Annotated in this window: 16 protein-coding genes; 9 read left to right on the forward strand and 7 right to left on the reverse strand. The window is 47.8% G+C overall.

The window, feature by feature from the left end:
* Positions 1–6: 6 nt before the first annotated feature.
* The 4 genes from ABLU88_RS03210 to ABLU88_RS03225 are packed head-to-tail and all read right to left on the reverse strand — an operon-like array spanning position 7 to position 2984.
* The gene (locus ABLU88_RS03210; RefSeq protein ID WP_196588741.1) at positions 7–888 is read right to left on the reverse strand and encodes a polysaccharide deacetylase; all 882 of its coding nucleotides are present in this window, start codon (positions 886–888) and stop codon (positions 7–9) included.
* A 43-nt stretch (positions 889–931) separates the two neighbouring features.
* Positions 932–1663 carry a hypothetical protein gene (locus ABLU88_RS03215; protein ID WP_024359928.1) on the reverse strand — a complete coding sequence of 244 codons (732 nt, stop codon included), beginning with the start codon at positions 1661–1663 and terminating at the stop codon, positions 932–934.
* Between the two features lie 4 nt (positions 1664–1667).
* On the reverse strand, positions 1668–2243 hold the full coding sequence (locus ABLU88_RS03220) for a DJ-1/PfpI family protein (protein WP_159214473.1): 576 nt from the start codon (positions 2241–2243) through the stop codon (positions 1668–1670).
* A gap of 21 nt (positions 2244–2264) precedes the next feature.
* The gene (locus ABLU88_RS03225) at positions 2265–2984 is read right to left on the reverse strand and encodes a cupin domain-containing protein (protein ID WP_024359926.1); all 720 of its coding nucleotides are present in this window, start codon (positions 2982–2984) and stop codon (positions 2265–2267) included.
* A gap of 460 nt (positions 2985–3444) precedes the next feature.
* Here ABLU88_RS03225 and ABLU88_RS03230 point away from each other — a divergent pair, with 460 nt between their 5' ends.
* The 3 genes from ABLU88_RS03230 (at position 3445) to ABLU88_RS03240 (ending at position 5088) form a co-directional block, all read left to right on the forward strand.
* Complete coding sequence (locus ABLU88_RS03230) at positions 3445–4002, forward strand: OsmC family protein (RefSeq protein ID WP_032693557.1); 558 nt, start codon at positions 3445–3447, stop codon at positions 4000–4002.
* A 158-nt stretch (positions 4003–4160) separates the two neighbouring features.
* Positions 4161–4730: a TetR/AcrR family transcriptional regulator gene (locus ABLU88_RS03235; RefSeq protein ID WP_024359925.1), complete on the forward strand. Its 570-nt coding sequence runs from the start codon at positions 4161–4163 to the stop codon at positions 4728–4730.
* A gap of 16 nt (positions 4731–4746) precedes the next feature.
* Positions 4747–5088, forward strand: a complete 342-nt coding sequence (locus ABLU88_RS03240; protein WP_032693558.1) for a carboxymuconolactone decarboxylase family protein — start codon at positions 4747–4749, stop codon at positions 5086–5088.
* Between the two features lie 127 nt (positions 5089–5215).
* Here the strand turns inward: ABLU88_RS03240 and ABLU88_RS03245 are convergent, their stop codons facing one another.
* On the reverse strand, positions 5216–6118 hold the full coding sequence (locus ABLU88_RS03245; protein ID WP_159214472.1) for a LysR substrate-binding domain-containing protein: 903 nt from the start codon (positions 6116–6118) through the stop codon (positions 5216–5218).
* A gap of 141 nt (positions 6119–6259) precedes the next feature.
* On the opposite strand from ABLU88_RS03245, the gene ABLU88_RS03250 reads away from it, so the two are divergent.
* On the forward strand, positions 6260–7579 hold the full coding sequence (locus ABLU88_RS03250; RefSeq protein ID WP_120150985.1) for a 6-phospho-beta-glucosidase: 1320 nt from the start codon (positions 6260–6262) through the stop codon (positions 7577–7579).
* A gap of 121 nt (positions 7580–7700) precedes the next feature.
* Here the strand turns inward: ABLU88_RS03250 and ABLU88_RS03255 are convergent, their stop codons facing one another.
* Positions 7701–8030: a thioredoxin domain-containing protein gene (locus tag ABLU88_RS03255; RefSeq protein ID WP_015697014.1), complete on the reverse strand. Its 330-nt coding sequence runs from the start codon at positions 8028–8030 to the stop codon at positions 7701–7703.
* Positions 8031–8318: 288 nt separating this feature from the next.
* Here ABLU88_RS03255 and ABLU88_RS03260 point away from each other — a divergent pair, with 288 nt between their 5' ends.
* The gene (locus ABLU88_RS03260; RefSeq protein ID WP_046373123.1) at positions 8319–9164 is read left to right on the forward strand and encodes an AraC family transcriptional regulator; all 846 of its coding nucleotides are present in this window, start codon (positions 8319–8321) and stop codon (positions 9162–9164) included.
* Here the strand turns inward: ABLU88_RS03260 and ABLU88_RS03265 are convergent.
* Positions 9148–9711, reverse strand: a complete 564-nt coding sequence (locus tag ABLU88_RS03265; RefSeq protein ID WP_032693561.1) for a YbhB/YbcL family Raf kinase inhibitor-like protein — start codon at positions 9709–9711, stop codon at positions 9148–9150. The two genes, ABLU88_RS03260 and ABLU88_RS03265, sit on opposite strands and share 17 nt — an antisense overlap.
* Before the next feature lie 368 nt (positions 9712–10079).
* On the opposite strand from ABLU88_RS03265, the gene ABLU88_RS03270 reads away from it, so the two are divergent.
* From ABLU88_RS03270 to ABLU88_RS03285, 4 genes are all read left to right on the forward strand, one after another.
* The gene (locus ABLU88_RS03270; protein ID WP_032693562.1) at positions 10080–11186 is read left to right on the forward strand and encodes an alkene reductase; all 1107 of its coding nucleotides are present in this window, start codon (positions 10080–10082) and stop codon (positions 11184–11186) included.
* Positions 11187–11267: 81 nt separating this feature from the next.
* Entirely contained in the window at positions 11268–11969 is a 702-nt protein-coding gene (locus ABLU88_RS03275; RefSeq protein ID WP_159214470.1) for a DsbA family oxidoreductase, read from the forward strand.
* Between the two features lie 62 nt (positions 11970–12031).
* The gene (locus ABLU88_RS03280) at positions 12032–12805 is read left to right on the forward strand and encodes an SDR family oxidoreductase (RefSeq protein WP_196588740.1); all 774 of its coding nucleotides are present in this window, start codon (positions 12032–12034) and stop codon (positions 12803–12805) included.
* A gap of 87 nt (positions 12806–12892) precedes the next feature.
* Positions 12893–13645 (forward strand): alpha/beta hydrolase, encoded by a 753-nt coding sequence (locus ABLU88_RS03285; protein ID WP_007374395.1) that lies wholly within the window; start codon positions 12893–12895, stop codon positions 13643–13645.
* Positions 13646–13808 lie beyond the last annotated feature (163 nt).

Genomic DNA, 13808 nt, shown 5'->3' on the forward strand with positions numbered 1-13808 from the left:
GTGTCATTATTTTATCCGTGGAGATCGCTTGGCAAAGTCATCTGCAATGTCATTCAATTTTAGGAATTTCACCCCTCGATGACCAAGCATATGAGTTAAGAGGCGTTCGAGCATCATTAACACGTGCGGGCGTCCAGATACGTCCGGGTGAATCGTAAAAGTAAAGATCGCATATTCATGCTCACGGTAGACCCAATCGAATTGATCTCTCCACAACTGTTCGATGTCCCTGGGATTCATGAAACCTTGGCTGTTGGGTTTTGTTTTCATGAACATGAAAGGAGGAATATCGTCGATTGTCCAACTGGCGGGTAATTCAATAAGGTCCGTCTCTTCTCCGCGTACCAGCGGTTTCATCCATTCGGTCGGTGTCTTGGAATAATCTATCTTGGTCCAGGAATCACCTTTCCTGACATAATAAGGCTGATGATCATGATGCATTAGTGAATGGTCATATTTGATGCCATTTTCTAATAGAAGATCTGTGGTTACAGGAGAAAATTCCCACCATGGAGCGACATACCCAGTAGGTCTCTTCCCTGTTAATTTTGTGACCATGTCAATGCCTTTTAGAAGGACTTCTCTTTCTTGGTCAGGCGACATAGATATTGGGTTTTCATGACTGTAATTATGAACCCCTACCTCATGTCCAGCATTGACAACTGCTTCCATTTGCCGAGGAAAGGTTTCGATGGAATGACCAGGCATAAACCAGGTGGTGGGGATATTAAACTGGTCAAATAGATTCAGAAGACGTGGAGTACCTACTTCGCCAGCGAACATACCGCGAGATATATCGCTTGGAGAATCTTCTCCCCCATAAGAAGATAGCCAGCCTGCAACGGCATCTACACCCACTCCAAAACCACATAGTATTTCTTTCGCCATGAGTTATTACTCCTCATACAGAAAAAATTGAAATAATATTGCGTTAAGAGGGTTTCTTGACTAATTTCAAGAGATCCTCGGTATCTAATTCATTAATTCCTTTTTGAAGTGCCATTAATTTATGCTCAGGGATGTTGTATCCCCAATTAGCCCAAAATGATTGAATGCCATGATCTAATGCATCAATAACATTTTGGATATTGTCATCAATAAATAGAATATCCTCGTTTTTATCGAAGGCTATTGATTTTAGCAAGGTAAGAGTCTTGTTTTTGTCAGTCATCCTCCCATATATTTTATTCGCGGGTATGTTTAAACCATATTTACTTAGAATGTATAATATAGACTCTTCATCCTTTCCTGATACAATATAGATATCATTAGCTGTTTCAAATAAATTTGAAACATCCAATAGCGGACGGTGTAGTTCAGCCCAAAAATCAGGGTAGAGACTTCTTGCCAGCTTCCTATAATGGATGAACTTATCCCTGAATATTTTCTTATCTTCAGTTGGAATTGATTCATATATAGCAGTGAATCTGTCATTATCTATAGCTTCATTACCAAATTCAGTGAATGAGGCAATAAAGTGACCGTCATGGCGTACAAAATTCCTTAATTTCCTGAATCGTTTAGCCATCAGGCGTGGGATGTTTTGAAGTACATCTTGGTTAAAATCACTGAGAGGTCTGTCATGTAATACATTCCATGTAATTAGCATGCATTCGTCTACTCCATCAACCACGACCCCGTCGAAATCCATTGCTATTAACATCGAATTATACCACCAGCGGTTCTTTAAGAGTTTCGCCGCGCTTCCATCTATCTATTGCATCGAATGTCTGACGCATAAATTTTCCACATTCAGCATAATAGGAGCAAGTTATGATATTCCCGTCGACAACTACATCTGCTTCAATTACATGGGCGCCGGAATTAACCATATCGTCTTTCAGACCAACATAAGCGCAGGTGAGTTTGTCTCTTAGAATACCGGCAGAAATCATAATCCAGGGACCATGGCAGAGCCCAGCCACAACTTTCCCCTGTATTACCATCTGCTTTAGAAAATCTTTAACTCTCTGATCTTGGCGAACTCTATCAGGCGCTTCATGACCGCCAGTGAGAATAACAGCATCAAAATCAGTGGCGTTGAGTTGATCAAAATTAATATTGTCTTTGGATCTTTTATCCATAGGAACAGTGATGCCATATTTCCCTGTCACTGCACTTCCATCCTTTGTTGCAATAGATATATCGTATCCTTCCTCTTTAGAACGATAGTAAGTATAAACTACATCGTGATCCTGAAAACCTGGACCAGTGATTATCACTACTCGTGTCGGATTAGACATGTTATTTTCCTTCTTATTGCGTTACGGGACGTTAATTAAAAATACATTCTGACCACAGTACATTTCTGAGATGGCATCTTTAGCTCGTAGGATATGGATCTTTCCCATTAGATGGCTTTTTACATCTAATGAAATAAAAATAAAATCATCCTCGTCATTCAACATTTTTCTATCAAGATTTTTGACGGAAAAGTATGCTAATTTGTGTAGGTCATGTTCTCTGATCAATGTGCCTGCAGCTATCTGTTGCAAAGGAGGTAAAAGATCATGTTCCTGTGATTTCTTTTCATATGCCATATTTTGCCGGCCATAATTATCTTTAAGTCTGAGTAAGTCGAATTTGTTTCTTGGATTTTCAACTTCGATTAATTCGATGCCTGATTTTCCCGAAATAGTCTGATGGAATACACCTTTTGCAATATATATGCTGTCCCCAGATTTTAACGCCTGATGTGTACCATCAAGAAATCTGGTCTCGCCATCACCATGTAGGCATATAAGGACGGTGTCTTTGAGTATATGACAATGCATTGACGTGGATTGATTCTTTGATATATGAAGGCGCCATACATCAAAAATAGAATCACAATAAACTCTATACTCATATCCCCATGGTTTTTCTATGAATCCATTGAGATGTAAGTCTTTCTCAAATGACTCACCATTATTTGAAGTTGAAAGTAGAATTTTGTTTATTTCAAGCAAGTCATATACATTTGGAGTCCGGTTGTGGATTTCCATATGGTCGCTCCCCCGCTAATTGAATTGCTGAATGTTGATTTCACTTCGGTCAATCGTTCTGTGATTTCAGTCTATAACGGTTATTTAGTACGAGAGAAATAACTTTTATGATGATTGCCTATATTGTTTCTTTTGATCAGTCCTTCATACTCAATAATTACTGAAAACTATGCTTCTATACTTGGGTACTGTTAAAGATGCATAGATTCTATGCCGTCAGGAGGTCATAGCTCACAAGCGATTAAGATGCTTAGCAAGATGCCGAACTCGGACGTCAGCACGATACATCGCATAATGTAGATATCGCAGCGTTTACGTCCCTGTTTGTAGCTCTATCTTAAGAAGTTGCCCCCATAGTGGTAGACAACACCTCAATCTTAAAGTAATCTACCATCTAGTAGGTTGATTGCGTTTGGCACCAACCTTATCTTTGAGATCACTCGACACTTCAGGAGTTGTCATGACTAATTCAAAAAAACCTTTTGCTGACGCTAATGTTATTCGCGGTACACGAGAAGCTATTCGCCAGCAGCCAGAGCTGGGCAATCTCACCTTTAACATGAAGAGTAAATCCAACGGTGGGGTATCCGTCCGTGTGGAAACTCATGCGACTATCCAGAACGGCCAGGTTGATACCAGTCGCTCCGGAAAATTTGCTAATGTTGGCGATGAACCTGCTGATTTATCGGGTACTGATAGCGGTATGGGCCCAGCTGAGTACATTTTGCAGGCACTTGCCGGCTGTTATACCGCGACTCTGACTGTGATGGCGGCAGAAAAGGGCATTGAGCTTGATGGTATTGAACTTGACCTGAACTTCGACATTAATCTGAACGGTTTCCTGGGTCTTGACGAAAAAGTTCGCAACGGGGCGAAAGCGATCCGTGTTGGCGTTAAGCTCTCCAGTCCGACCGCCAGCCGTGAACAGCTTGAAGAAATGGTTCGTGCACTGCCAGAAAGCTCGCCGATCCACGATACGTTGGCGAACCCGGTCAGTATTGATACCCGGTTGGTGTAGGTAAACCTCAGAGAGGGAAATGCCTGATGGCTATTAACCCCGACCAAAACGCGTTATCAGAGAAGGTTAAATCGCTGTTGTGAACTGATGTCCCCTTGCAGGGAACAACAGGCGCAGATAATATCTACCAACTAGTAGATTATAATTGTGAGGATTATATGTCAGTCATGACACGAGAAAGGCTTCTGAATGAAGCGGACCATCTGATGCGCGAACGGGGTTACTCTGCATTCAGCTATGCTGATTTGTCAAAGAGCATTGGTATCACCAAGGCCAGTATTCATCACCACTTCCCAACAAAAGACGTTTTGGGCGAACAAGTGGTGATTCAGGCCCATACCGATACCAAAAACCGATTTGAACAGATTGAAGCGACGGAGAATACGGTTGCGCAGATGCTTACCGCCTATGTAGAGCTTTTCATCGAAAGCTATCGCACGTCGCGTATGCCGCTGTGCTGTGCTTTGTCTTCGGAAATGGCCAATCTGCCACCGAATATCAGAGTACAGGCGACCGAATATTTCGATATGCAGATTGCCTGGTTGACCAAGATTGTCAGCCGTGGTGTTGATGCAGGGGAGCTGACTGCTGACCTGCTGCCATCAAAAATGGCTCTGCTTATTTTGAATTTATGCGAGGGCGCTAGCGTTGTTTCCCGGGCGATTAATAAGCCTGAGCTTTTCAACGATACGCTTGAACAGATCCTAATGATTGTTAAAAGAAAATAATTCTGGAGATGACCCCATGTTAGATTGGAATGAATACCGCTCAGAAGTGATGCAACGTGTTGGTGATCTGGGTAAGTTGACCCCGGAAACACTAAAAGGCGTCATGGCTTTGGGCAACGCCGGCAATAAGACCAACCTCCTGGGCGCGAAAGTGCGTGAACTGATTGCACTGGCTTGTGCGGTGACGACTCGCTGTGATGGTTGCATCGCCGTCCATGCCGAAGCTGCCGTTAAAGCTGGCGCCACAGAAGAAGAAATTGCTGAAGCCCTGGGTGTGGCAATCAACCTGAATGCAGGCGCTGCCGTTGTCTATTCCGCACGTACGCTGGATGCGATTAAGCAACTGAAAGCGCAATAGTTATCGCGTTGAAAATATAAAAGGGCATTACTGCCCTTTTTTCAGCTCTGACATACATTTTCATCATGCTCTCTGGCATTAGGTCTGATATGGCTTACATTGCCCTTTATCAGAACGAAAACAGACTTTATTCCTCGTTAAACACATTTCTTACCCATTCGGCCAAAGCCTGAACGCCCGGTCGGTTAAGGTTTTCTCGTGGCATAATGAGGTCATATCCTCGCCCGGCGGGTATTTCTATTTCAAAAGGGGCAATCAGTCGGCCCTCATCGAGGTAATGTCGAATGAGTCGTTTTCTGCCCATGATGATACCGCCGCCATTGAGTGCCGCTTCAATAGACATCTGACAATTGTTGAAGCTCAAAAAATTATCTTCAACAGGCAGGTTTTTGCCAGACTCCCTGCACCATTCTCGCCATTCGGAAAAAACATTCTGGGAGTCAACGGATTCAGACGTATGAATGAATGGGACTTCAGCTAACCAATTGTTTGCTTGCCTGATTTTTTTTGCAAGAGATGGAATACAGACGGGAACCAGCGTCTCTTCAGATAACCGTTCGCAGTAGAGATCGGGGTATTTTAGATTACTGTAGTAGATAGCGACATCTACCCGTTCAAGATTAAAATCTACCAGACCGGCTCTCACTCTGAAATTGATATTCAGCCCCGGCCACCGTTCGGTAAATACCGGTAAGCGCGGCATCAGCCAGAGAAAAGCGAAGGTAGGTGGAAGGCCGACAGACAAGGTTCCTCTCAGCCCCTGCACGCGAATATCTTCTATTTCATCACTGATGCGTTTAAGTGAAAACGCGAGTACGCCAAGTAAACGCTCCCCTTCATCGGTCAACTGAAGCTTTCTGGTCATTCTGATAAATAGTCTGAATCCGAGCATGGATTCAAGAGAACGAATGCGTTGGCTAACGGCCCCTTGCGTCAGATTGAGGGTAGTCGCCGCCTTAGTAAAGCTCATATGCAGTGCTGCCGTTTCAAACGTATGCAATAGTGCCAGTATGTTCTGTTGAGCGAGCATTCATCATTTTCCTTCTTAATTTTTCTTATGCATTATTTACAGTAATGCATATCCCAGAATTGATCGTTTGTCCACTAAGCCCCTTGTCCTCTTTAATTGGCCCAACAGACGTCCTGACAACAACGATGAGGGGAATATCTAATGAAGGGTCTTAAGTTAGTGGTTATTGGAGCGGGTTCAAGCTACACACCTGAACTGATGGAAGGCATTATCAAGCGTCAAAATGAATTTCCGATCCGCGAGTTATGGCTGGTTGATATTGAGGATGGCCGTGAAAAAATGGCGATCATTGCTGGCCTCACCCGACGGATGCTGGAAAAAAATGGGCTGGATATACCGGTTTATGAAACCCTTGACCGCACAGAAGCACTGCTCGGTGCCGATTTTGTTTGTTCTCAGTTCAGGGCCGGCTGCCTGGAAGCACGGATCAGCGACGAAAGGATATCGCTGAAATACGACATGATCGGTCAGGAAACCAATGGGCTGGGTGGGTTTGCCAATGCATGCCGCACTATCCCGATTGCATTGGCTATAGCGAAAGAAATGGAACAACTGTGCCCGGATGCCTGGTTGCTGAACTTTACCAACCCGTCGGGAATGGTCACTGAAGCGATACTGAAATACAGCAAAGTCAAAACCGTAGGGCTGTGCAATGTGCCTGTTATCATGCAAAAAGGTATTGCCAGTGCTTTAGGTGTCAGTGACATCAATGAATTTATCATACAGGTCGCGGGACTTAATCACTTCATTTTTGCGCGCCATATTTTTCATGAAGGTAAGGATAAGCTGCCTCAGGTTATTGAGCTGATTTCAGAGGGGAATGATCCTTTGGTGCCTAAAAATATTCCTCCTTTCAAATGGCCGGATCGGTTGTTGGCGAATATGGGAATGATACCTTGCCCCTACCTGCGTTATTACTACATGAGCGACGACATGTACCGTCAGGAGCTTGGCGAAGCACAAGGGGAAGGGACTCGTGGTGAGATCGTAAAGGAGCTCGAAAGAGAACTATTCGAAATTTATCGAAACCCGGAACTCGCCGAGAAACCGAAAGCGCTGGAAGGTCGGGGAGGGCAGTACTATTCGGATGCGGCATGTGAATTGATGAGCGCAATATATAACGACAAACGCATCATCATGCATGTCAATACGCGAAACGATGGTGCGATTGCGGGCCTGCCGGATGACTGTGCGGTTGAGGTCAGTTCAATGATCACCCGTTCAGGACCGATACCACTGAATGTCGAACCTTTCCCGGAAGATGTACTTCGTCTGATTCAATTGATGAAAAGCTTTGAGCAATTAACCATTGAGGCGGCCATCAGTGGCAATCGGTATACGGCATGGCGCGCTCTGGTTATTAATCCCCTGGTCAAAAGCGGCCAACTGCTTGAAAATGCATTGGATGAAGTGATCGAACATAACAAAGCGTTGATGCCGGCCTTCCAACGCAATAAATAACGCTAAGCAGACTGGTCGGTTATTTTATAACAAAGCGGTTATCACTCTGAACGAGGGGTAACCGCTTGCCGATGAGGCATCAGACCGCTAAGAGACTTTTTTAAACATAGATAAAAGGGCATTACTGCCCTTTTTTCAGCTCTGACAATGCTTGCTGATAAAACCCTGCCGATTTAACACCCGGTATACGCTGGACCAACTGCCCATCCTTGAACATCAGTACGGACGGCAGGCCCCAAATTTCATATTTGGTGGTCAGCACCGGTGCCAGATCCACATTCACTTTGCCGACTTTGACGTCGCTTTCAATCTGCTCGGCAAAATGGTTAAAAATGTCTTCACTCATCTGGCAAGGTGGGCACCAGGGGGCAGAGAAGCGCACCACAGCAACTCCTTCATGCCTCTCGATTTCTCTAAAATTATCTTCATTGTAAAGGGTTAATTCACGCATCATTCACTCCTGCAGGATGTAACTTTGCAGTAATACTACCTACCAGTTGGTAGGTTTAATTAACATAAAAAGCTATCATCGATATAAAGGTGCTTAAGCGAAGACAATGCCATGTTTTATCATTGGCTAAGCGTCATCTTATGTGGACGGCGTGCTGAGGATTATGATATTTCACTCCATCTGAATAAGAACACTGACGTATTGTAAAATCGGGATTACTTTATAAAAAAGCAAGCCCATCCATAAAGTGTCGGCCTACAGGGCAGGCCTATTCCTTTTCGTAAGGCGATGATGGAAAGAACATTATCCAGTCGTATTAATGTGGGGAGTACAGCGCATGTACTGCATACGCAGCCCCTGATGATGCGCCATATCACTATAGATGAACCCACAATCATCCTGGTCCGCCATGGCAGGAAAATAATCCGCTGGGCGCAAGAGGAGATAACGCTGGAAGCGGGGGACGCGGTGGTCATCGGGGAGGGGCACTCTTTTGATATCATCAATACACCATCACCTTTAACGGGTACGTACGAAGCTTCATGGCTGAGTTTTTGTGCCGATTTCGTCCAAAACTACTGCTTCATGCATGCCCCACGTATGAGCATGCACGAAGCAAATAAAATGGCGGAGCCAGGCAACAGTTTTCGCCGGGCCTTTTATCACACCGCGGAGGCCATTACAGATACTGAAAACATACCTGAAAGTATCGTGGCCAGGCGTATGGAAGAGATGCTGAGTTGGCTGGATGAATACCGCATTTTCTTCGCGCTGAAACAACATACCGGACTGGCGATAAAAATCCGCAAACTCGTTGCAGCAGACATATCACAAGACTGGAATACTGCGCAGGTAGCGGCTGAATTGGGTATGTCGGCCACCACCCTGAGACGCCATCTGCATGCCGAAAATACGTCATTTACCCATCTGGTGACTGACATTCGCATGTGCCGCGCCCTGACACTTTTGCAGGTGACCGATCTTTCAGTCACCCGCATATCCCTGGAAGTCGGCTATGAAAATCCGTCTAAGTTCGCCGCCAGATTTCGAACTCGCTTCGGATTCAGCCCCAGCCTGGTCCGGGTTTCCGGCCAGGCTATCGGCAACCTGGCTGCGGTTAGCGGCCCTGCGTAATCTGAAGATGCGCTTCGCCCAGTGAGTTCGCTTTTGCCATAAAGCCGACCAGGGCGGGCGTCGAGTCCGCCGTTATTCCCGGAAGTTTGTCGACACGAAGTGCCGTCAGCGTGATCTCATAACGGTGCGTTTCACCCTTCGGCGGGCAAGGGCCGCCATAACCCGGGATACCGAAATCAGTCCGGGTCTGAAGAGCCCCTTGCGGGAGATTTTTGTTATCCGCCGTTATCCCAGCCGGTAACGAGTGAAGAGATGAGGGAATATTCACCACCTGCCAGTGGATCCAACCGAGGCCTGTCGGCGCATCCCTATCATAAATTTTGAGAGCGAAGCTTTGAGTTCCTGCCGGCGCGCCACTCCAGTTAAAAGAGGGGGCAAGGTTTCCACCGCTGCACCCAAATCCATAAGGTGAACTCAGGGTCTGAGCTGCGGGGAAACGGTTTTTTTCAAGCTCATGACTTGTCAGCGTAAAACTGGCTGAAAAAGCGACCTGGCTCGACAACGCCAAGCATAATGTACTGATAACAGTAAGGTGAAGTTTGGACATTTACTCTTCTCCATCGGGGTGATTAATATCCCAATGATAAGGGGAGAGAAAGACTCCTCGCCGCCCTGAACCGGCCAGTCTTAGCTCCATAACGCCCAATAATGATATTTGTAATTCCCTGATTTCACAGGATGACGACCATCTCACCGACGGGAGCTCACCTTACACAGCATTCCCTGTGCCTGTATCCGGTGACAAAAGGACAGCATGATTTGTTCTTTTACCTATTGACCAATCAACTAGTAGGTAGGTATAGTGCAGCCATACGCTTAACCGGCATCAGGAAGCGATCGTCAGCTCCCCGGCCCGCTAAGTATTAACTCCGGCCCCAGCGGGGCTTTTCTCTCTTTCGCCTTGCGAGGTATACGATGAGTAAGTTGTTCACCCCCTACAATCTGTCAGGCATGCAGTTAAAAAACCGCGTGGTCATGGCCCCGATGACCCGCACCCGCACAATGAACGACGTGCCGGATGACGTCGTTGCACTTTACTACGCCCAGCGCGCCTCTGCGGGGCTGCTTATCACCGAAGGCATGCCTGTTTCTGAAGAAGGGCGCGGCTATCTGTATACCCCGGGGATCTACAACGCTGCACACGTTCAGGGCTGGCGCAAAGTGACCGATGCGGTACATGCGAAGGGCGGTCGTATTTTTGCTCAGTTGTGGCATGTGGGGCGGATGTCTCATACCTCTATTCAGCCGGGCAACATCGCGCCAGTTTCCGCCGGTACCGTACAAGCGGTTAACACCACCGTCTTTGCACTGACCGATTCTGGCGAACCGGGGCCTGTCGTTCCAAGCCAGCCGCGTGCGCTGGAAACCGCAGAAGTTCGACGCGTTACCGCTGACTTTGTCCATTCAGCGCGTCTGGCAATGGAGGCCGGGTTTGACGGCGTGGAAATCATGGCGGCGAACGGCTTCATTTTCGACCAGTTCCTCAGCAGTGAACTGAACCCTCGCACTGATGAATACGGTGGCTCTGTGGAAAACCGTCAGCGGTTCCTGCTGGAAACGGTTGATGCCATCTCTGCGGCTATTGGTAGCAATAAGGTGGGCTTGCGCATTTCACCGTTCGGGCGGATTTACGACCTGGCGCCTTATGAAGGTGAAGAAGAGATTTGGGCCAGTATCGCTGCGGCCCTCGGCCAACGTGAGCTGGCTTATGTGCACCTCTATTATCAACCTGTTTATACCCAGGCACCGGTACCTGCCGGTTTCAAAGCCGCGTTCCGTAAAACTCTGGGGGGCACCGTTATTGCCGCCGGCGGCTTCACCCGCGAGATTGCCGAAACCGCACTTGAGGCAGACGAACTGGATCTTGTTGCGTTTGGCGTGCCGTACATCGCCAACCCTGATTTGGTCGAAAGAATGCAGAACGGCTGGCCGCTGGCTGAAAGCGATCGCACGACGTATTACGGCGTGACGGGGTCGCCGGAAAAAGGCTACACCGATTATCCCGCCTGGGAAGCCAACTAACGCCACGAAGCCGGTGGTATTTGCGGTGCTCACATAAAGAGGCACCGCCAGACGACATTAATGGGGTATTCAGGAGCCAATATGCAAACCCTTAAGCCGATTATTACGATAGATATCTGGTCAGATCTGGTCTGCCCCTGGTGTTGGATTGCCAAAAAGCGTTTCGAACAGGGCCTTGCCGCCTTTGAACACAAGGAACAGGTCGTGGTCCGCCACCACAGTTTCCGTATTTCCGGCGACCGGCCTGCCGTGCCGTTCCGCAAAGCCCTTTACAAGAAGTTTGGCGGGGAACATGGGGCGGAACTGATGATGAATCAGGTGGGCACGGCCGGGAAGGCAGAAGGGCTCCAGTATAACTTTGACACCATGCTCTTTGGCGATACCGAAGATGCCCATACGCTGCTCGCGGCTGCACGTCACGCCAATATGGGCGACGCCATGGCAGAACGGTTTTATCGGGCCAGTGTGACTGAGGGGCGTTCCATTTTCGATCCGCAGGAGCTCATTGCGTTAGCTACAGAAGTGGGCATGTCCAGAGCCGACGCTGAAAGTGCCCTTGCCAATGAGGCCTTCCGTGCATCGGTGGCTGAAGATGAAGCCCATGCCCGGTCGATCGGGGTCAGCGGTGTCCCGCTGTTCCTGCTCAATGAAAAATATGCCATCAGCGGCGCGCAATCTGCGGACAACTTCCTGAATGCGTTGAAGCAAGTCAGGGAAGAAAAAGCGGCTGAATTGGCAAAAACCGACGGCCAGACCTGCGGCGCTGACGGTTGCAGCATCTGAAACCTGAACGAGCCGGCTGCATGACTGCCGGCAAATCTACCCTGCAAATAACGGAGTTCAAAATGAGCGATTACTTTAAAGGCAAAAAAATGCTTGTCGTGGGTGGCACCAGCGGCATGGGTCTGGAAACGGCGCGTATGGTGCTGAAAGCCGGTGGCAGCGTGGTACTGACGGGCAATAAAAAAGACAAGGCAGACGCGGTTCAGAAAGAGCTGAGCCCACTGGGTTCCGTGTCCGTGATTGCGGCAAACCTGATGACCGAAGAGGGCATGAACGCCATTCGTCAGGAGATTAATGCTAATCATCGCGATATTAGCCTGATGGTCAATGCGGCCGGGATCTTCATGCCGAAAGGCTTTACCGAGCATTTGGAAGCCGATTACGACATGTACCTGATGTTGAACCGGGCAACCTTCTTCATCACGCAGGACGTGGTGAAGAACATGCTGGCCGACGGCCGTGAAGGGGCGATTGTGAACGTGGGCTCCATTGGCGCGCAAGCCGCACTCGGCGACTCACCGGCTTCCGCGTACTCCATGGCCAAAGCCGGTCTCCACGCCTTGACACGCAACCTGGCCATTGAGCTGGCCAGTGCGGGTATCCGCGTGAACGCGGTCTCGCCAGGGATCGTGCATACCCCGATTTATGAAGGCTTCATGGCGAAAGAAGACATTGCCGGCGCAATGCAATCGCTGAACGCTTTCCATCCGCTGGGGCGTGTCGGCACGCCGGAAGATGTGGCCAATACCATCTTCTTCCTGTTGTCCGACAAAGCCTCTTGGGTGACTGGCGCAATCTGGGATGTCGATGCCGGTATCATGGCCGTTCGCAGATAAGCTCGTCGTAACCTCGCAAAGCCGCCCCATGATGGGGCGGCTGATAGGCATCTTGCTTGTAATTCAACCATTCTTAAAGTTAACATAATGAAAAAATTGAAATTTACCTTCAAAAATGCAGAAGGTGAGGAACTTGCCGGGTTGCTTGAATTGCCAGAAAATCCAAAAGCCTTTGCCCTGTTGGCGCACTGCTTTACCTGCGGGAAGGATCTGAAAGGTGCTGCACGCATTGCCAGGAAACTGACAGAAAATTCAATTGCGGTGCTTCGCTTTGATTTCACCGGGTTAGGCAACAGCGAAGGCGATTTTTCCAATACCAATTTTTCCTCGAATATTTCTGACCTGCTGTGCGCGGTCGATTATCTTCGTCGGGAATACGAGGCTCCTTCGCTGCTGATCGGTCACAGCCTTGGCGGTTCGGCAATCCTCTCTATTGCAGCCAAAGTGCCTGAAGCCAGAGCGGTCGTAACCATAGGTTCGCCAGGCGAATTGACGCATGTACAGCGGTTGTTCAAAGACAATATCGAAGATATCAGGAACCATGGCGCTTTCCCGGTAGAGCTTGCAGGCCGGGTATTCACGCTCAAAAAGCAAATGCTGGATAACATTCAGGAGCATAAAATAGCGGAGAAGGTATTTACCATGAATAAGCCGCTGCTGATTTTTCATGCTCCCAATGATGATACCGTGCTGATTGAACAGGCAGAGAAAATTTTTAAAGCCGCCAGACACCCCAAAAGCTTTATCTCACTGGGTGAAGCAGATCATCTTCTGACGCATCCTCAGGATGCGGAATATGTTGCCGGGATTATCGTTGCCTGGAGTTCTGCTTACATTTAGAGGGCGTGTAAAGCTTCGCGAAGCTGCTGGTGCTGTCGTTGGCCACTGAATAAACGGGTGTAGCATTTTGATTGCACATACAAAACTGCGTAGCATGCTTTCTTTACGCGAAAAAAGCCCTGCTTAGATGCAGGGCTAAGGGCATTGTTGCTATGGTTTATTT

The organism is Klebsiella sp. GW_Kp182 (assembly GCF_040062275.1).
In the GTDB taxonomy this organism is placed as follows: domain Bacteria; phylum Pseudomonadota; class Gammaproteobacteria; order Enterobacterales; family Enterobacteriaceae; genus Klebsiella; species Klebsiella michiganensis.